At 61.4% G+C, this 17,511-nt stretch carries 15 protein-coding genes and 1 other RNA gene; 14 read left to right on the top strand and 2 right to left on the bottom strand.

Features of this window, described 5'->3' with window-relative positions:
* Nucleotides 1-92: 92 nt before the first annotated feature.
* Nucleotides 93-464: a YraN family protein gene (locus L8K08_RS04865; RefSeq protein WP_145166209.1), complete on the bottom strand. Its 372-nt coding sequence runs from the start codon at nt 462-464 to the stop codon at nt 93-95.
* Nucleotides 464-2,275, bottom strand: a complete 1,812-nt coding sequence (locus L8K08_RS04860; RefSeq protein WP_242194656.1) for a penicillin-binding protein activator — start codon at nt 2,273-2,275, stop codon at nt 464-466. The genes L8K08_RS04865 and L8K08_RS04860 overlap by 1 nt, the downstream gene beginning before the upstream one ends.
* Nucleotides 2,276-2,440: 165 nt before the next feature.
* Between L8K08_RS04860 and rsmI the strand changes: the two genes are divergently transcribed.
* The 14 genes from rsmI to L8K08_RS04790 all read left to right on the top strand — a co-directional run bounded on the left by rsmI (nt 2,441) and on the right by L8K08_RS04790 (nt 17,509).
* Nucleotides 2,441-3,346, top strand: a complete 906-nt coding sequence (gene rsmI / locus L8K08_RS04855; RefSeq protein WP_242194654.1) for a 16S rRNA (cytidine(1402)-2'-O)-methyltransferase — start codon at nt 2,441-2,443, stop codon at nt 3,344-3,346.
* Nucleotides 3,347-3,442: 96 nt separating this feature from the next.
* An RNA gene (gene rnpB, locus L8K08_RS04850) (RNase P RNA component class A) lies at nt 3,443-3,796 on the top strand.
* 355 nt (nt 3,797-4,151) lie between these two features.
* Complete coding sequence (gene mraZ, locus L8K08_RS04845) at nt 4,152-4,607, top strand: division/cell wall cluster transcriptional repressor MraZ (protein WP_003171868.1); 456 nt, start codon at nt 4,152-4,154, stop codon at nt 4,605-4,607.
* Nucleotides 4,608-4,609: 2 nt separating this feature from the next.
* Nucleotides 4,610-5,551 carry a 16S rRNA (cytosine(1402)-N(4))-methyltransferase RsmH gene (gene rsmH / locus L8K08_RS04840; RefSeq protein ID WP_085983643.1) on the top strand — a complete coding sequence of 314 codons (942 nt, stop codon included), beginning with the start codon at nt 4,610-4,612 and terminating at the stop codon, nt 5,549-5,551.
* Nucleotides 5,548-5,841 carry a cell division protein FtsL gene (gene ftsL / locus L8K08_RS04835; protein WP_016974244.1) on the top strand — a complete coding sequence of 98 codons (294 nt, stop codon included), beginning with the start codon at nt 5,548-5,550 and terminating at the stop codon, nt 5,839-5,841. Before rsmH ends, ftsL begins: the two co-directional genes overlap by 4 nt.
* Nucleotides 5,841-7,583: a penicillin-binding protein 2 gene (locus L8K08_RS04830; RefSeq protein WP_164487968.1), complete on the top strand. Its 1,743-nt coding sequence runs from the start codon at nt 5,841-5,843 to the stop codon at nt 7,581-7,583. Before ftsL ends, L8K08_RS04830 begins: the two co-directional genes overlap by 1 nt.
* Nucleotides 7,583-9,046, top strand: a complete 1,464-nt coding sequence (locus L8K08_RS04825; protein ID WP_242194652.1) for a UDP-N-acetylmuramoyl-L-alanyl-D-glutamate--2,6-diaminopimelate ligase — start codon at nt 7,583-7,585, stop codon at nt 9,044-9,046. Before L8K08_RS04830 ends, L8K08_RS04825 begins: the two co-directional genes overlap by 1 nt.
* Nucleotides 9,039-10,409, top strand: coding sequence for a UDP-N-acetylmuramoyl-tripeptide--D-alanyl-D-alanine ligase (murF, locus tag L8K08_RS04820; RefSeq protein WP_145166177.1), 1,371 nt, complete (start codon nt 9,039-9,041; stop codon nt 10,407-10,409). The genes L8K08_RS04825 and murF overlap by 8 nt, the downstream gene beginning before the upstream one ends.
* Nucleotides 10,409-11,491, top strand: a complete 1,083-nt coding sequence (gene mraY / locus L8K08_RS04815) for a phospho-N-acetylmuramoyl-pentapeptide-transferase (RefSeq protein WP_003171875.1) — start codon at nt 10,409-10,411, stop codon at nt 11,489-11,491. Before murF ends, mraY begins: the two co-directional genes overlap by 1 nt.
* Before the next feature lie 6 nt (nt 11,492-11,497).
* Nucleotides 11,498-12,844: a UDP-N-acetylmuramoyl-L-alanine--D-glutamate ligase gene (gene murD, locus L8K08_RS04810; RefSeq protein ID WP_242194650.1), complete on the top strand. Its 1,347-nt coding sequence runs from the start codon at nt 11,498-11,500 to the stop codon at nt 12,842-12,844.
* Nucleotides 12,841-14,058 (top strand): putative lipid II flippase FtsW, encoded by a 1,218-nt coding sequence (ftsW, locus tag L8K08_RS04805; RefSeq protein WP_106579565.1) that lies wholly within the window; start codon nt 12,841-12,843, stop codon nt 14,056-14,058. Before murD ends, ftsW begins: the two co-directional genes overlap by 4 nt.
* A complete protein-coding gene (gene murG / locus L8K08_RS04800; protein WP_145166179.1) occupies nt 14,048-15,118 on the top strand; it encodes an undecaprenyldiphospho-muramoylpentapeptide beta-N-acetylglucosaminyltransferase in 1,071 nt (356 codons plus the stop codon). Before ftsW ends, murG begins: the two co-directional genes overlap by 11 nt.
* Nucleotides 15,111-16,556: a UDP-N-acetylmuramate--L-alanine ligase gene (gene murC / locus L8K08_RS04795; RefSeq protein ID WP_242194648.1), complete on the top strand. Its 1,446-nt coding sequence runs from the start codon at nt 15,111-15,113 to the stop codon at nt 16,554-16,556. The genes murG and murC overlap by 8 nt, the downstream gene beginning before the upstream one ends.
* Nucleotides 16,553-17,509: a D-alanine--D-alanine ligase gene (locus L8K08_RS04790; RefSeq protein WP_145166181.1), complete on the top strand. Its 957-nt coding sequence runs from the start codon at nt 16,553-16,555 to the stop codon at nt 17,507-17,509. The genes murC and L8K08_RS04790 overlap by 4 nt, the downstream gene beginning before the upstream one ends.
* The last annotated feature ends 2 nt before the right edge of the window (nt 17,510-17,511 follow it).

Here is a 17,511-nt window from a genome sequence, read left to right as displayed (position 1 = left end):
CTGTGTGACCTTAAGTAGCGCGGCTGTTTGGCACAGGAATGTGCAGCCCGCAAAGCAAAGAGCAAAAGTGTGTGGTGAAGATGTCCGGTGAATCAGCTGTCGAAGGCATTTTTAAGCCAATTCAGATCAGCGGGGCCAGATGGTGTGCTTTCTATGGCAACCACATCGAAACGGCAGGGGGAGTCAGCCCAGCGATGCTCTTTTTGCAGGAAAAACTGCGCGGCGAGTATCAGCTTCTGACGCTTGCGCCCGTCGATACTGGCGAGCGCGCCACCCCATTGTGCGTGTTTTCTGTAGCGGACTTCGACGAATACTACTGTATCGCCGTCAAGCATGACCAGATCAAGCTCACCGCGTTTACACAACCAGTTCTGCGCCAGAAGGCGCAGACCCTGTTGTTGCAGATACTGGAGGGCTTGAAGTTCGGCATCCTTGCCGCTTTGTGCGCTGGACCGCTCGGGCATCAGCGCGAGGTGTCCGGCAGGCGCTGGATGTCGCCGCCAACGAATTTCGCCCACGGCATCTGGCGGTCAACGCGCTGGTTGGCGCTGATGCCCAAGCTGCCGGAGAAACCGTCAACGCGCGTATCCGGCAGCGCCTTGAGCTGGCCCAGGCGCGGAGCCAGACGGTAGGCGTCCGCGCCCATCGCGTACAGGCGGCCCAGACTGCCATTGGCTTGTGGCCATTGCGCGGCAACCTGGTTGCGCAGCGGGTCGGTGGTGTTGAGCAGCCAAGGGGTTTCACAGAACATGACGTTGGTCATGTCCAGGTACTGGTTCTTGTCGCCGCTGGCGCTGAACACGTGGGACGTCGCATACACAGGCACGTCGCCGGCGTACTGGAAGTTCAGGGTTGGCTTGATCTGCTGGGCCAATTGCGGCGTCACAGCCAGGAAGATGAACTCGATGTCCTGGCGGCGCGACGGTTGTGCCGCTACGTCAGTGCCAACGGCGCTTTGCAGGCTCTTGGCGCGACCTTCGCTTTTGCGCAGCTGGAACAGGTCGGCAATCTGCTGGGCGAGGGCGACCGGCTGGTCAACGTACTCGACGCCGACGACGGTGCCGCCATTGGCTTCCCAATCCTGGCGGAAGGCTTTGTAGACACGCTCACCCCATTCGCCACGCGGCACCATGGCGGCGGCGCGGTGCAGGCCGTCGGCGCGGGCACGGCGCGAGACTTCGCGGGCTTCGTCTTCAGCGGCCAGGCCGAACTGGAACAGTTGCGGCGGGTTTTCATTCAGTTCGCTGTAGTTCAGCGCCAGCGTCGTGATCGGCAGTTGCGGGCGAGCAGCGAGTTGTTTGACCAGCGGTTTTTCCAGCGGGCCGACGACTAGTTGTACGCCGGCGGCCTGGGCCTTGGCATAGAAGTCGTCGAGAGAGGTCAGGCGCGAGCTGTCATAGAACTCGATGACCGGCGGTTTCTGCCCGGCTTGTTCGGCCTGGTAGTGAGCCGCCATGAAGCCCTCGCGCAGCGCCTTGCCGACCGCAGCCAGCGGACCGTCCTGCGGCAGTAGCAGGGCGATCTTGTTCAGCGGCTGGCTGGCCAGTTCCTTGAGCTTGGTCAGCGGCGTCGGCAGTTGCACTGCGGCCGGGTGTCCAGGGTTCTGTGCGCGCCAGGTGTCGATCGCGGCTTGTTGTTGCTCCAGAGTGCCAGCACCTTTGACGGCTTTGGCCAGACTGATCCAGCCATCAAGCGTCGGGTTGCCGCTAGCTTGCAACTGGTCAGCCGGCAGCGCGGCAATCAGCGCCCAGATGGCTTCGTGGTTGCTGTTGGCAGCGTCGCCCGTCAGCAGCGGAGCCATGGCGACACGCTCACGCGGGGCGGCCAGGGTCTGGCCATCGGCTTCATAGGCGCGGGCATGCACGGTACCGGTGCGGATCTGCTGGTCTGTCGGCAGCTCCTTCAGGCTTTGCAGGCTGGGATGGTTCAGGGCTGCCAATGCAGCCTTGGGTTGATTGCGCGCCATGGCCAGTTCGGCGGCCAGGGTACTGGCAAAAACTTGCGCGGCCGGCTTCAGGACATCCAGGGGCACCTGCGCGAGAATCTGCGACGAACGCCCAGGGTTGTTCTGGTGGTAGGCCAGGTCAGCCGCACTCAGGCGCAGCATCGCGGCCTTTTCTGGCGTGTTGGCGGAGGTAGCCTGTTCGAGCAGTTGCTCGATACTGGCATCCGGGGTCCGGGGGAGGTCGCCAAGGCTGGACGAGGGCGAGCTGGCACAGGCAGCCAATAAGGCAGCGAGGCAGAGGGCGGAGAGCAGCCGCAGGCAAGCGATCATGTAAGTGTTCCTGATACCGATCAAATTAGCGTGGAAGTGTACCCAAGCACTGGCCCAGGCGCGATGTTACTGGCGTGAAACCGTCGATTTAGGTCGTGCAAATGCTGCCAACAGCCATCGACGGCCGACCTTGAGGGCATATTATCGAGGCGCCTACGCGCTACAATGCGACTTTTCCCAACCATCGAGGTGTGCGTTTTGACTGCTCCAGGTCCTTTGAATTCCACTGCAGGCTCGCTTTTTGTCGTGGCGACGCCCATTGGCAACCTGGACGACATCAGTGCCCGGGCGCTGAAAGTGTTGCGCGAAGTAAAATTGATCGCGGCGGAAGACACGCGGCATTCCCAGCGGTTGATGCAGCATTTTGGTATCAGCACGCCCCTGGCTGCCTGCCACGAACATAACGAACGCGAAGAAGGCAGTCGTTTTATCACGCGCCTGCTGGCCGGTGACGATGTGGCGCTGATCTCCGATGCCGGTACGCCGCTGATTTCCGATCCCGGCTACCACTTGGTCCGCCAGGCGCGAGCCGCTGGTATCAATGTAGTGCCTGTTCCGGGAGCGTGCGCGCTGATTGCTGCATTATCGGCTGCCGGGTTGCCGTCGGATCGTTTTATCTTTGAGGGCTTCCTGCCAGCCAAGACCGTTGGGCGCCGCGCGCGTCTTCAGGCGCTCAAGGAAGAACCGCGTACGTTGATCTTCTATGAAGCCCCGCACCGCATCCTTGAATGCCTGCAAGACATGGAACTGGTGTTTGGCGGCGAGCGCCTCGCGCTATTGGCGCGTGAGCTGACCAAGACGTTCGAAACCCTCAAGGGCCTGCCGTTGGAAGCGTTGCGTGCCTTCGTCGAAGGCGACAGCAATCAACAGCGTGGCGAGTGTGTGGTGCTGGTGGCCGGTTGGGCAGCGCCGGAGGATGAGGATGCTGTGGGCAGCGAGGCCATGCGCGTACTCGATCTGCTGCTCAAGGAAATGCCCCTCAAGCGGGCTGCGGCGCTGGCCGCTGAAATTACCGGCGTGCGCAAGAATGTGCTGTATCAGGTTGCGCTGGATAAACAGAAAGCCGAATAGTTCCGGGGGCGAACCGGCATTCCGTCCGAACGTGATGGCATTGCTGCACTTTTAATACTTGTCCTCAGCCCGCCGTGCCGTTAACCTGCGCGGCGGAGAGTCGATTGGACAGTCGCTGCCTTCTATGAAAATTAGGGGGGGGAGGAAAGTCCGGGCTCCATAGGGCGAAGTGCCAGGTAATGCCTGGGAGGCGTGAGCCTACGGAAAGTGCCACAGAAAATAACCGCCTAAGCACTTCGGTGCCGGTAAGGGTGAAAAGGTGCGGTAAGAGCGCACCGCACGACTGGCAACAGTTCGTGGCTAGGTAAACCCCACTTGGAGCAAGACCAAATAGGGTCCCAAGGCGTGGCCCGCGCTGGGACCGGGTAGGTTGCTAAAGATGTCCAGTGATGGCCATCGTAGACGAATGACTGTTCAAGACAGAACCCGGCTTACAGATCGACTCTCCACCTTTTTTCCTTCTGTGCGAATCTCGTGCAGAAACCCGGTAGTAACGCAAGAATCCCTCCCTGCCAAATCATTGGCAGATGCATCTTCGTAATACCAAAAAAATCTTACTCTTAATAAATCACTTTAACTTTAAGCCATAGCTCCATGAGCTATTTGCGGTTGTTGAGTCAAAAACATCGCCGAACTCGCGTTTCTCCTCCTTTTACACTCCTAAATCTCCGTTCTGTAAGGCTTTTCCTTGAATCCGCGCCTTGACGGTGTGGTGGGCGCATTCCTATAGTGTGCGCAAGTGGCGGAAAGTGGCACAAAGTGGGTTTTTTGAACGTAAAACGCTAAAATTTGGAGAAACGCATCTGTGTTTCGCGGAGCTAACGCTATCAGTCTCGATGCAAAAGGCCGTCTCGCCATGCCGAGCCGGTATCGTGACGAGCTCATTTCGCGAAGTTCAGGCCAGTTAATCATCACGATTGATGCCGTTGACCCTTGTTTGTGTGTTTACCCGCTCGATGAGTGGGAGTTGATCGAAACCAAGTTGCGCGCTCTGCCTTCATTGCGTGAAGAAAACCGCCGCCTGCAGCGTTTGCTGATTGGTAATGCCGTCGACCTCGAACTCGATGGCAGTGGGCGTTTTCTGGTGCCGCCGCGTTTGCGCGAGTACGCCAAGCTGGATAAGCGCGCAATGCTGGTGGGCCAACTGAACAAGTTCCAATTGTGGGACGAAGATGCCTGGGATGCTGTTTCTGCAGCGGACCTGGCTGCTATTCAACAACCGGGCGCGATGCCTGATGAACTGCGTGATTTGATCCTGTGACTATTGATAGCGGCTTTAACCACATCACCGTACTGCTTGACGAAGCCGTTGAGGCTCTCGCCGTACGCGCGGATGGCTGCTATTTGGATGGCACCTTCGGCCGGGGCGGGCACAGTCGGTTGATACTCAGCCAGCTCGGGTCCGACGGTAAGCTCCTCGGGTTCGACAAAGACCCTCAAGCGATTGCCACCGGGCAAGCGCTAGCGGCCGAAGACGGCCGCTTTGTCGTTGTACAGCGCAGCTTTGCCGAGCTGGGTGCCGAAGTCGCCGAGCGTGGCATGGCAGGCAAGGTGGCCGGGGTTTTGCTCGATCTGGGCGTGTCTTCGCCGCAGCTCGATGACCCGGAACGTGGCTTCAGTTTCATGAACGACGGCCCGCTCGACATGCGCATGGACCCTACCCGTGGTGTCAGTGCCGCGCAGTTCATCGCCACCGCGCCGGTGGAAGAAATTGCCCGCGTGTTCAAGGAATACGGTGAAGAACGCTTCGCCGGCCGCATGGCCCGTGCCGTGGTCGAACGCCGTGAAATCCAGCCGTTCGAACGCACCGCTGACCTGGCCGAAGTGCTGAAAGTCGCCAACCCTGCCTGGGAAAAGGGCAAGAACCCGGCGACCCGTGCGTTCCAGGGCCTGCGCATTCACGTCAACAACGAATTGGGCGATCTGGAAGCCGGCCTCGAAGCCGCACTGGAAGCCCTGGAAGTGGGCGGTCGCCTGGTGGTGATCAGCTTCCACTCCCTGGAAGACCGCATCGTCAAACTGTTCATGCGTCGTCTGGTCAAGGGCGAGTCCGATAACCTGCCGCGCAACCTGCCGGTGCGTTTCGAAGCCTTTGTGCCGAAAATCAAAATCCATGGCAAAGCGCAGTTCGCTTCCGAAGCCGAACTCAAGGCCAACCCACGTTCCCGTAGCGCCGTCATGCGCGTTGCGGAGAAGTTGCGGTGAGCAAGCTTTTCGCCAAGCCCCTTCCGGGCGGCAGCTTCTTTATGTTGCTGCTGTTTATCGGCGTGCTGGTGTCCGCGATTGCGGTGTCCTACAGCGCCCACTACAACCGCCAATTGCTCAATACCCTGTACGGGGAATTGAGCGTGCGTGATAAAGCGCAGGCGGAGTGGGGCCGGTTGATCCTCGAGCAAAGCACCTGGACCGCCCATAGCCGCATCGAAGTGCTGGCGACCGAGCAGTTGAAGATGCACATTCCGGGCGCGGCCGAAGTTCGGATGGTGGCGCCATGATGAAACTTGAAGGCGCACTCTACCCTTGGCGCTTCCGCCTGATGCTGGGTTTGCTAGCCTTGATGGTGGGCGCGATTGCCTGGCGGATCATCGACCTGCAAGTGGTTGACCGTGACTTCCTGATCGGCCAGGGCGACGCTCGGAGCCTGCGGCATATCCCGATTCCTGCGCACCGCGGTCTGATCACCGACCGTAATGGCGAGCCTCTGGCCGTCAGTACTCCGGTAACCACCCTGTGGGCCAACGCCAAGGAATTGCAGGTTGCCAAGGACAAGTGGCCGGAACTGGCCGCCGCCCTGGGCCAGGACCCAAAAGCCTTGTCCGAGCGCCTGGAAGCCCAGGCCAATAAAGAATTCATCTACCTGGTTCGCGGCCTGACCCCTGAACAGGGCCAACAGGTGCTCGACCTTAAAGTCCCCGGTGTCTATGGCATCGAGGAGTTTCGTCGTTTCTACCCGGCCGGTGAAACCACCGCGCACATGGTTGGCTTTACCGACATCGATGACCACGGCCGTGAAGGTGTGGAACTGGCCTACGACGAATGGCTGGCCGGGGTTCCCGGCAAACGGCAGGTCATCAAGGATCGACGCGGCAGACTGATCAAGGATGTCCAGGTCACCAAAAACGCCAAGGCCGGTAAGCCCTTGGCGTTGTCGATTGACCTGCGCCTGCAATACCTGGCCAACCGCGAGCTGCGTAACGCGATCATCGAGAACGGCGCCAAGGCCGGCAGCCTGGTGATCATGGACGTGAAGACCGGCGAGATCCTCGCCATGGTCAACCAGCCGACCTACAACCCGAACAACCGTCGCAACCTGCAACCGGCGATGATGCGTAACCGCGCAATGATCGACGTGTTCGAGCCGGGTTCGACCATGAAAGCCATCTCCATGAGTGCTGCCCTGGAAACCGGGCGCTGGAAACCGAGCGACAAAGTTGAGGTTTACCCAGGCACCTTGCAGCTGGGCAAATACACCATTCGTGACGTGTCCCGCACTGAAGGTCCGGTGCTGGATTTGACAGGTATTCTGATCAACTCCAGTAACGTCGGCATGAGTAAAGTTGCCTTCGATATCGGCGGCGAAACCATCTATCACCTGGCGCAGAAAATCGGCTTGGGCCAACCCACCGGTCTGGACTTCCCAGGCGAGCGCGTGGGCAACCTGCCGAACTACCGCGACTGGAAAAAGGCCGAGACGGCCACGCTTTCCTATGGCTACGGCCTGTCGGTGACCGCGATCCAGCTGGCTCACGCATTCTCTGTATTGGCCAACAATGGCCGCATGGTTCCACTGAGCCTGATCCACGTCGACGAAGCACCGAAAGCCACCCAGGTGATCCCGGAAAACGTCGCCAAGACCATGCAAGGCATGCTGCAACAAGTGATCGAAGCGCCGCGTGGCGTGTTCCGTGCCCAGGTGCCGGCGTATCACGTGGCAGGCAAGTCCGGTACCGCACGTAAAACGTCGGTCGGCACCAAAGGCTACGCCGAGAACTCGTACCGCTCGCTGTTCGCCGGCTTCGGCCCGATGAGTGATCCGCGCTACGCCATCGTTGTTGTGATCGATGAGCCAAGCAAGGCCGGCTACTTCGGTGGCCTGGTATCGGCACCGGTGTTCAGCAAAGTGATGTCCGGCACCCTGCGCCTGATGAACATTACGCCGGACAACCTGCCGCCGACTCAACAAGCGAACGCCGGTCCACCGGCCGCTGCTGCCAAAGCCAATGGAGGGCGCGGCTGATGTCTCTTAGCTTGAACAAGATTTTTGCCCACGCCGGACGCGATCTGCTGATCCGCGAATTGAGCCTGGACAGCCGTAACGTACGCGCCGGTGACCTGTTCCTGGCCGTGCCTGGTGGCAAGTTCGATGGTCGTGCGCACATCGCCGATGCCCTGCAACGTGGTGCGGCAGCCGTGGCGTACGAAGTGGACGGTGCCACCGTGCTGCCGATCACCGACGTGCCATTGATTCCGGTCAAAGGCCTGGCTGCGCAGCTCTCGGACATCGCCGGGCGCTTTTATGGCGACCCAAGCCGTCAACTGAACCTGATCGGCGTGACCGGCACCAACGGCAAGACCAGCGTGACCCAGTTGGTCGCCCAGGCGCTTGACCTGCTGGGTCAGCACTGCGGCATTGTCGGCACGTTGGGCACCGGTTTTTATGGCGCGCTGCAAAGCGGCCTGCACACCACGCCAAACCCGATTGCCGTGCAAGCGACCCTGGCTGACCTGAAAAAGGCCGGTGCCAAGGCAGTTGCCATGGAAGTCTCCTCACACGGTCTGGACCAGGGCCGTGTTACTGCGCTGGCCTTCGACGTGGCGGTGATGACCAACCTGTCCCGCGATCACCTTGATTACCACGGCACCATGGAGGCGTACGCCGCCGCCAAGGCCAAGCTGTTCGCCTGGAATGATCTGAAATGCCGTGTGGTGAATCTCGATGACGCTTTTGGCCGCCAGCTGGCTGCCGAGGACAGCGAATCGCGCTTGATCACCTACAGCCTGGAAGATTCCAGCGCCTACCTGTATTGCCGCGAAGCCCAATTCAATGATGAAGGCGTGCTCGCCACGCTGGTCACGCCGCAGGGCGAGCACCACTTGCGCAGCACCTTGCTCGGCCGTTTCAACCTGAGCAACGTGCTGGCTGCCATCGGCGCGCTGCTTGGCCTGGATTACGCACTCGATGAAATCCTGCGCGTGCTGCCCAAGCTCGAAGGCCCGGCCGGCCGCATGCAGCGTTTGGGCGGCGGTTCGCAGCCGCTGGTAGTGGTCGATTACGCCCACACCCCGGACGCGTTGGAAAAAGTCCTCGAAGCCCTGCGCCCGCATGCCAATGGCAAGTTGCTGTGCCTGTTCGGCTGCGGCGGTGACCGTGACCGCGGCAAACGTCCGTTGATGGCCGAGATCGTCGAGCGTCTCGCCGATGGCGTGCTCGTCACCGACGACAACCCGCGCAGCGAAGACCCAAGCCAGATTTTCGACGACATCCGTGTTGGCTTTAAAGACGCGTCCAAGGCTACTTTCGTGGCCGGTCGCGGCGCCGCCATTGCCCAATTGATCGCCAGCGCCAGCGCTGACGACGTGGTAGTGCTGGCTGGCAAAGGCCACGAGGACTACCAGGAAATCAACGGCGAGCGCCATGCCTTCTCCGATCTCGTCGAGGCCGACCATGCCTTGACCGCCTGGGAGGTTGCCCATGCTTAAAGCGATGACGTTCAGCGAACTGACCCAGGCCCTGTCGGCCCGCGTAGTGTCGAGCGATTGCAGCTTCGACGGCGTCAGTATCGACAGCCGTAACATCAAGCCTGGGCAATTGTTTGTGGCCTTGGCCGGCCCGCGTTTTGATGGTCACGACTACCTGAACGACGTCGCTGCCAAAGGTGCCGTGGGTGCATTGGTGCAGCGTGAAGTGACCGATTCCACCTTGGCGCAATTGCTGGTTGCAGATACCCGTTTGGCCTTGGGCCAGTTGGGTGCATTGAACCGCGCCGCCTTTGATAAGCCGGTTGCAGCCATCACCGGCTCCAGCGGCAAAACCACGGTCAAGGAATTGCTCGCCGGTGTCCTGCGCACGCGCGGGCCGGTGCTCGCCACCCGTGGCAACTTGAATAATGATTTCGGCGCGCCGCTGACCCTGCTCGAGCTGGCCCCGGAACACACGGCGGCGGTGATCGAGCTGGGTGCTTCGCGCATCGGCGAAATCGCCTACACCGTGGCGCTGACCAAGCCTCACGTGGCGATTATCAACAACGCCGGCACCGCCCATGTTGGCGAGTTCGGTGGCCCGGAAAAAATCGTCGAAGCCAAGGGCGAAATCCTTGAAGGCCTCGATGCATCCGGCACCGCTGTATTGAACCTCGACGACAAGGCCTTCGAGACCTGGCGTGTACGTGCCGCCGGTCGCAAGGTGCTGACGTTTGCCGTGGCCAATGCCGCCGCTGATTTTCACGCCTCCAACATCACCGTTGACGCCCGAGGCTGCCCGTCCTTCACCTTGCACACCCCGCAAGGCGACGAGCACGTGCAATTGAATCTGCTCGGCAACCACAACGTTGCCAACGCCTTGGCCGCCGCCGCCGCCGCGCATGCCCTGGGTGTGTCGCTGTTCGGTATCGCTACCGGCCTGGGCGCAGTGCAGCCGGTCAAGGGCCGCACCGTCGCGCAGTTGGCGACTAACGGGATGCGCGTGATCGACGACACTTACAACGCCAACCCGTCCTCCATTAATGCCGCTGTTGACCTGTTGAAGGGCTTTGCCGGGCGCAAGGTTCTGGTGCTGGGTGATATCGGCGAATTGGGCGACTGGGCAGAGCAAGGCCACCGCGAAGTCGGTGCCTACGCCAGCGGAAAAGTCGACGCGCTCTACGCCGTCGGCCCGAACATGGCGCACGCCGTCGATGCCTTTGGCCTCGGCGCGCGGCATTTCGCAACCCAGGCCGAGCTGATCCAGGCGCTGGGCGTGGCTGAACAAGACAAACACACAACCATTTTGATCAAGGGATCGCGCAGCGCGGTGATGGAAAACGTCGTCGCGGCCTTGTGTGGCTCAAGTACGGAGAAACATTAATGCTGCTGCTGCTGGCTGAGTATCTGCAACAGTTCCACAAAGGCTTCGCGGTCTTTCAGTACCTGACCCTGCGCGGGATTCTGGGTGTGCTGACCGCGCTGTCTCTGTCGCTGTTCCTGGGGCCGTGGATGATCCGCACCCTGCAGAACCTGCAAATTGGTCAATCGGTTCGCAATGACGGCCCGCAGTCGCACCTGTCCAAATCCGGCACCCCGACCATGGGCGGTGCGCTGATCCTCTCGTCCATCGGCATCAGTACCTTGCTCTGGGCCGACCTGCATAACCGCTACGTGTGGGTGGTGCTGCTGGTGACCCTGTTGTTCGGCGCCATCGGCTGGGTCGATGACTACCGCAAAGTGATCGAGAAAAACTCCAAGGGGCTGCCAAGCCGCTGGAAGTATTTCTGGCAGTCGGTATTCGGTCTTGCCGCCGCGATCTTCCTGTACACCACTGCGCCAAGCGCGGTGGAAACCACCCTGATCATTCCGATGCTCAAGGACGCCAGCATTCCACTGGGTATCGGCTTCGTGGTGCTGACCTACTTTGTGATCGTCGGCTCCAGCAACGCGGTGAACCTGACCGACGGCCTCGACGGCCTGGCGATCATGCCGACGGTGATGGTCGGCGGTGCGCTCGGCATTTTCTGCTACCTGTCGGGTAACGTGAAATTCGCTGAATACCTGCTGATCCCGTACGTACCGGGCGCGGGTGAACTGATTGTGTTCTGCGGCGCGCTGATCGGCGCCGGCCTGGGCTTCTTGTGGTTCAACACCTATCCCGCACAAGTCTTCATGGGCGACGTCGGCGCACTGGCGCTGGGCGCAGCCCTGGGCACCATCGCGGTGATCGTTCGCCAGGAAATCGTGCTGTTCATCATGGGCGGTGTGTTCGTGATGGAAACCCTGTCGGTGGTCATCCAGGTGGCTTCCTTCAAATTGACCGGGCGCCGCGTGTTCCGCATGGCGCCGATTCACCACCACTTTGAACTCAAGGGCTGGCCCGAGCCACGCGTGATTGTCCGTTTCTGGATCATCACCGTGATTCTGGTACTGGTCGGCCTTGCCACCCTGAAACTGAGGTAGAAACGAGTGTCCCTGATCGCTTCAGACCACTTCCGCATCGTTGTCGGCCTCGGCAAGAGCGGCATGTCCCTGGTTCGCTTCCTGGCGAACCGGGGCACGTCGTTTGCCGTCGCCGATACGCGGGAAAATCCACCGGAGCTGGTCACGCTGCGCCGTGACTACCCGCACGTGGAAGTGCGTTGTGGCGAGTTGGATGTCGAGTTTCTGTGCCGCGCCGATGAGCTCTACGTGAGCCCCGGCCTGGCCCTGGCGACACCGGCTTTGCAAGCCGCTGCCGCACGTGGCGTGAAGCTCTCCGGCGATATCGACCTGTTCGCGCGTAACGCGAAAGCGCCAATTGTGGCCATCAGCGGCTCCAACGCGAAAAGCACCGTGACCACCCTGGTCGGCGAGATGGCGGTTGCGGCCGGCAAGCGCGTGGCCGTGGGCGGTAACCTCGGCACGCCGGCGTTGGACCTGCTCAGCGACGACGTCGAGCTGTACGTGATGGAACTGTCGAGCTTCCAGCTCGAAACCACCCACGACCTCGGCGCTGAAGTAGCCACGGTGCTCAACGTCAGCGAAGACCACATGGACCGTTACAGCGGCCTGCCGGCCTATCACCTGGCCAAGCACCGGATCTTCCGCGGTGCCCGGCAAGTGGTGGTCAACCGCCAGGACGCCCTGAGCCGTCCGCTGATGGGCGAAGGCCTGCCGTGCTGGACCTTCGGCCTCGGCAAGCCCGACTTCAAAGCCTTCGGCATCCGCGAAGAGAACGGCGAGAAATACCTGGCCTTCGAATTCCAGAACCTGATGCCGGTGCGCGAGCTGAAAATCCGTGGCGCGCATAACCAGTCCAATGCCCTGGCGGCGCTGGCACTCGGTCACGCTGTTGGCCTGCCGTTCGATGCCATGCTCGCAAGCCTGCGCACATTCGCCGGGCTTGAGCACCGCTGCCAGTGGGTCCGCGACCTCAACGGCGTCAGCTATTACAACGATTCCAAGGCCACCAACGTCGGTGCCGCCTTGGCTGCCATCGAAGGCCTTGGCGACGATATCGAAGGCAAGCTGGTGCTGATCGCCGGTGGCGATGGCAAAGGCGCCGACTTCAAGGACCTTAAAGGTCCGGTGGCTGCCCATTGCCGCGCCGTGGTGCTGATGGGCCGTGATGCTGATTTGATCGCCGCTGCCCTCGGTGACGCCGTGCCGCAAGTGCGCGCGACGTCCCTGGACGACGCCATCGCTCAGTGCAAAGCCTTGGCCCAGCCGGGTGATGCCGTGCTGCTGTCGCCAGCGTGCGCCAGTTTCGACATGTTCAAGAACTACGAAGAGCGCGGCCAGCTGTTCGCTCGCGCCGTGGAGGCCTTGGCATGAATTTCAGAAATATCATCAAACCGTACCCGTCGCCGATCATTACCGGGCGCGGCGTCGACCTTGATTTCCCGATGCTCGCCGGTTGCCTGGCGCTGCTGGGCCTGGGCCTGGTGATGATCACCTCGGCGTCCTCCGAAGTGGCCGCCGTGCAGTCGGGCAACACCCTGTACATGATGATTCGTCACTTGGTGTACCTGGTGATCGGCCTTGGCGCGTGCATCGTCACCATGATGATCCCGATTGCCACCTGGCAGCGTCTGGGCTGGATGATGCTGATCGGTGCGTTCGGCTTGCTGATCATGGTGATCCTGCCCGGCATCGGCCGCGAGGTGAACGGTTCGATGCGCTGGATCGGCTTCGGTGCGTTCAACGTGCAGCCGTCGGAAATCGCCAAGGTGTTCGTGGTGATCTACCTCGCCGGTTACCTGGTACGCCGTCAGAAGGAAGTGCGCGAAAGCTGGATGGGCTTCTTCAAGCCATTCATCGTGCTGCTGCCAATGGCCGGCCTGTTGCTGATGGAGCCCGACTTCGGTGCCACCGTCGTGATGATGGGCGCGGCCGCCGCGATGCTGTTCCTCGGTGGCGTCGGCCTGTTCCGCTTCACCTTGATGGTGGTGCTGGCCGTGGCCGCCGTGACGGTGCTGGTGCAGGCGCAACCCTACCGGATGGCCCGTCTGATTACCTTTACCGACCCGTGGTCCGACCAGTTCGGTTCCGGCTACCAGCTGACCCAGGCGTTGATCGCCTTTGGCCGCGGCGAGTGGCTGGGCGTGGGCCTGGGCAACAGCGTGCAGAAGCAGTTCTACCTGCCCGAAGCGCACACCGACTTCGTGTTCTCGGTACTTGCCGAAGAGCTTGGCGTGGTGGGTTCGCTGTGCACCGTCGCGCTGTTCGTGTTCGTGTGTGTACGCGGCATGTACATCGGCTTGTGGGCCGAGAAGGCCAAACAGTATTTCGCCGCGTATGTGGCGTACGGCTTGTCGTTCCTGTGGATCGGCCAGTTCCTGATCAATATCGGTGTGAACGTCGGCCTGCTGCCGACCAAGGGCCTGACCTTGCCGTTCCTCAGTTACGGCGGCAGTTCGTTGGTGATTTGCTGCGCGTGCCTGGGGTTGCTGCTGCGCATCGAGTGGGAGAGTCGAACCCACTTGGGCAGCGAAGAGATGGAATTCAGCGAAAGCGATTTTGCCGAGGAGCCGAACCATGGGCGCTAACGTGCTGATCATGGCGGGCGGCACCGGGGGCCACGTGTTCCCGGCCCTGGCGTGCGCGCGTGAGTTCCAGAACCGCGGCTACACCGTGCATTGGCTCGGCACGCCGCGCGGCATCGAAAATGAATTGGTGCCGAACGCCGGCTTGCCACTGCATTTGATCAACGTCGCCGGCTTGCGCGGCAAGAGCAAGTTGTCCCTGCTCAAGGCGCCGTTCGTGTTGCTCAAGGCGGTGTGGCAGGCACGCAAAGTCATGCGTGCAGTGAAGCCGGTATGCGTGCTGGGTTTTGGCGGTTATGTGACCGGCCCTGGCGGCGTTGCCGCCAAGCTGGCTGGCGTGCCGGTGATCGTGCACGAGCAGAACGCCGTCGCCGGTACCGCGAACCGCCTGCTGGTGCCGTTGGCCTCGCGTGTGTGTGAAGCGTTCCCGAAAACCTTTGCAGCCTCGGACAAGTTGCGCACCACCGGCAACCCGGTGCGCACCGAACTGTTCATGGCCATTGCCCGTGAGGCGCTGGCCGGGCGCAAGGCGCATCTGCTGATCCTCGGCGGAAGCCTGGGTGCCGAGCCACTGAACAAATTGCTGCCCGAAGCGTTGGCTCAACTCCCCGTGGAGTTGCGCCCGGAGATCTTCCATCAGGCCGGCAAGAATCACGATGAAATCACCGCTGCCCGCTACCGCGAGGCCGGTGTCGAGGCGAATGTGCAGCCCTTCATCAAAGACATGGCCCACGCTTATGGCTGGGCCGACCTGGTGGTTTGTCGCGCTGGTGCGCTGACCGTCAGTGAACTGGCCGCCGCCGGTCTGCCGTCCTTGCTGGTGCCTTTGCCCCACGCGATTGACGATCACCAGACCCGCAACGCCGAATATTTGGCCGGGGAGGGCGCTGCCTTCCTGCTGCCGCAAAGAACGACTGGCGCCGCCGATTTGGCCGCACGTCTGACCGAGGTTTTGATGCAACCGGAACGACTCAACAGCATGGCGAGCACCGCAAGCCGCCTGGCCAAACCTGACGCAACCCGCACCGTGGTCGACATCTGCCTGGAGGTGGCCCATGGTTGAGAATCAGAAAGCCATGCCACAACCCGAGATGCGCCGCATCCGTCGCATCCACTTCGTCGGCATCGGCGGCGTGGGCATGTGCGGGATTGCCGAAGTGCTTCTGAACCTGGGCTACCAGGTGTCCGGCTCTGACTTGAAAGAGTCGCCGGTCACCGAGCGCCTGAAGTCGTTCGGTGCGCAGATCTTTATCGGCCACCGTGCCGAAAACGCCGCCGAGGCTGATGTACTGGTGGTTTCCAGTGCCGTGAACACCTCCAACCCGGAAGTGGCCACCGCCCTTGAGCGCCGTATTCCGGTGGTGCCGCGCGCCGAGATGCTCGCCGAGCTGATGCGCTACCGCCACGGCATTGCCGTTGCCGGTACGCACGGCAAAACCACCACCACCAGCCTGATCGCTTCGGTGTTCGCCGCCGGTGGCCTGGACCCGACGTTCGTGATCGGTGGCCGTTTGAATGCAGCCGGCACCAACGCCCAGCTCGGCACCAGCCGCTACCTGATCGCCGAAGCCGATGAAAGTGACGCGAGCTTCCTGCACCTGCAGCCGCTGGTCGCGGTGGTTACCAACATCGACGAAGACCACATGGCAACCTACGACGGTGACTTCAACAAGTTGAAGAAAACCTTCGTCGAGTTCCTGCACAACCTGCCGTTCTACGGTCTGGCGGTGGTGTGCCTGGACGATCCGGTGGTGCGTGAAATCCTGCCGCAGGTCAAGCGCCCGACCGTGACCTACGGCTTCAGCGAAGACGCTGACGTGCGCGCGATCAATGTGCGCCAGGAAGGCATGCAAACCTTCTTCACCGTGCTGCGCCCTGACCGCGAGCCGCTGGATGTCTCGGTGAACATGCCGGGCAACCACAACGTGCTCAACTCCCTGGCGACCATCTGCATCGCCTCCGACGAGGGCGTCAGCGATGAAGCCATCGTTGAAGGCCTGTCGCGTTTTGCCGGTGTTGGTCGTCGCTTCCAGGTCTACGGCCAACTGCCGGTAGACGGTGGCGACGTGATGCTGGTCGACGACTACGGTCATCACCCGACCGAAGTGGCCGCCGTGATCAAAGCCGTGCGCGGTGGCTGGCCGGAGCGCCGCCTGGTGATGGTGTACCAGCCGCACCGCTACAGCCGTACCCGCGATCTGTACGACGATTTCGTCAATGTATTGGCCGATGCCAACGTGCTGCTGCTGATGGAAGTCTACCCGGCCGGTGAAGAGCCGATCCCGGGCGCCGACAGCCGCAAGCTGTGCAACAGCATCCGCCAGCGTGGCCAGTTGGACCCGATCTACATCGAGCGCGGTGTGGACCTGGCGCCCATCGTCAAGCCGCTGCTGCGTGCCGGCGACATCCTGCTGTGCCAGGGCGCCGGTGATATCGGTGGCCTCGCGCCTAAATTGCTCGCGAGCCCCTTGTTTGCAGCCGTGCAGGGGAAGTCGAAATGACCACGAACTACGACGCCCTGTTTTCCACGATCACGCCTGCCGACTTCGGACGCGTAGCGGTGCTGTTTGGCGGCAAGAGTGCAGAGCGTGAAGTCTCGCTCAAGTCCGGCAATGCCGTGCTTGAGGCACTGCAAAGCGCCGGCGTGAATGCGTTCGGTATCGACGTGGGCGATGATTTCCTCGCCCGCCTGCAGGCCGAAAAAATCGACCGTGCCTTTATCATCCTGCACGGCCGCGGCGGTGAAGACGGCAGCATGCAAGGCTTGCTCGAGTGCGCTGGCATCCCTTACACCGGCAGCGGCATTCTTGCCTCGGCACTGGCGATGGACAAGTTGCGCACCAAGCAGGTGTGGCACAGCCTGGGTATTCCAACCCCACGTCACAGCGTGCTGTGCAGCGAAGACGATTGTATTTCTGCAGCCAAGGAACTGGGCCTGCCTTTGATCGTCAAACCAGCCCATGAAGGCTCCAGTATCGGCATGGCCAAAGTGAACTCGGCCGCCGAATTGATCGACGCATGGAAGGCGGCAAGTACCTACGATTCGCAAGTGTTGGTGGAACAGTGGATCCAAGGTCCCGAGTACACCATCGCCACCCTGCGTGGCCAGGTATTGCCGCCTATCGCATTGGGCACGCCCCACACCTTTTACGATTACGACGCCAAGTACGTGGCTTCCGATACTCAGTACCGGATCCCGTGTGGCCTTGACGCAACCAAGGAACAGGAATTGATGGACCTCACGGCGAAAGCCTGTGAGGCGCTGGGTATCGCCGGTTGGGCGCGGGCAGACGTGATGCAGGATGACCAGGGGAATTTCTGGTTCCTTGAAGTCAACACTGCGCCGGGTATGACCGATCACAGCCTGGTACCTATGGCAGCCCGTGCAGCCGGTCTGGATTTCCAGCAGTTGGTGCTGGCGATCCTCGCTGACAGCATTGAGCCAAGAGGCTAAAC

This window comes from Pseudomonas sp. TREG-RG-20F-10-E-6-01 (assembly GCF_022662455.1).
Classification (GTDB): domain Bacteria; phylum Pseudomonadota; class Gammaproteobacteria; order Pseudomonadales; family Pseudomonadaceae; genus Aquipseudomonas.
This window is presented reverse-complemented; position numbering and strand designations above follow the sequence as displayed.

What these genes read in the sequence shown, in the direction of transcription:
- L8K08_RS04790 (WP_145166181.1), top strand. Translation starts at nt 16,553, where the DNA reads ATGACCACGAACTACGACGCCCTGTTTTCCACGATCACGCCTGCCGAC.
- murG (WP_145166179.1), top strand. Translation starts at nt 14,048, where the DNA reads ATGGGCGCTAACGTGCTGATCATGGCGGGCGGCACCGGGGGCCACGTG.
- L8K08_RS04825 (WP_242194652.1), top strand. Translation starts at nt 7,583, where the DNA reads ATGTCTCTTAGCTTGAACAAGATTTTTGCCCACGCCGGACGCGATCTG.
- mraY (WP_003171875.1), top strand. Translation starts at nt 10,409, where the DNA reads ATGCTGCTGCTGCTGGCTGAGTATCTGCAACAGTTCCACAAAGGCTTC.
- ftsW (WP_106579565.1), top strand. Translation starts at nt 12,841, where the DNA reads ATGAATTTCAGAAATATCATCAAACCGTACCCGTCGCCGATCATTACC.
- murC (WP_242194648.1), top strand. Translation starts at nt 15,111, where the DNA reads ATGGTTGAGAATCAGAAAGCCATGCCACAACCCGAGATGCGCCGCATC.
- L8K08_RS04830 (WP_164487968.1), top strand. Translation starts at nt 5,841, where the DNA reads ATGAAACTTGAAGGCGCACTCTACCCTTGGCGCTTCCGCCTGATGCTG.
- rsmI (WP_242194654.1), top strand. Translation starts at nt 2,441, where the DNA reads ATGCGACTTTTCCCAACCATCGAGGTGTGCGTTTTGACTGCTCCAGGT.
- L8K08_RS04865 (WP_145166209.1), bottom strand. Translation starts at nt 464, where the DNA reads ATGCCCGAGCGGTCCAGCGCACAAAGCGGCAAGGATGCCGAACTTCAA.
- murF (WP_145166177.1), top strand. Translation starts at nt 9,039, where the DNA reads ATGCTTAAAGCGATGACGTTCAGCGAACTGACCCAGGCCCTGTCGGCC.
- L8K08_RS04860 (WP_242194656.1), bottom strand. Translation starts at nt 2,275, where the DNA reads ATGATCGCTTGCCTGCGGCTGCTCTCCGCCCTCTGCCTCGCTGCCTTA.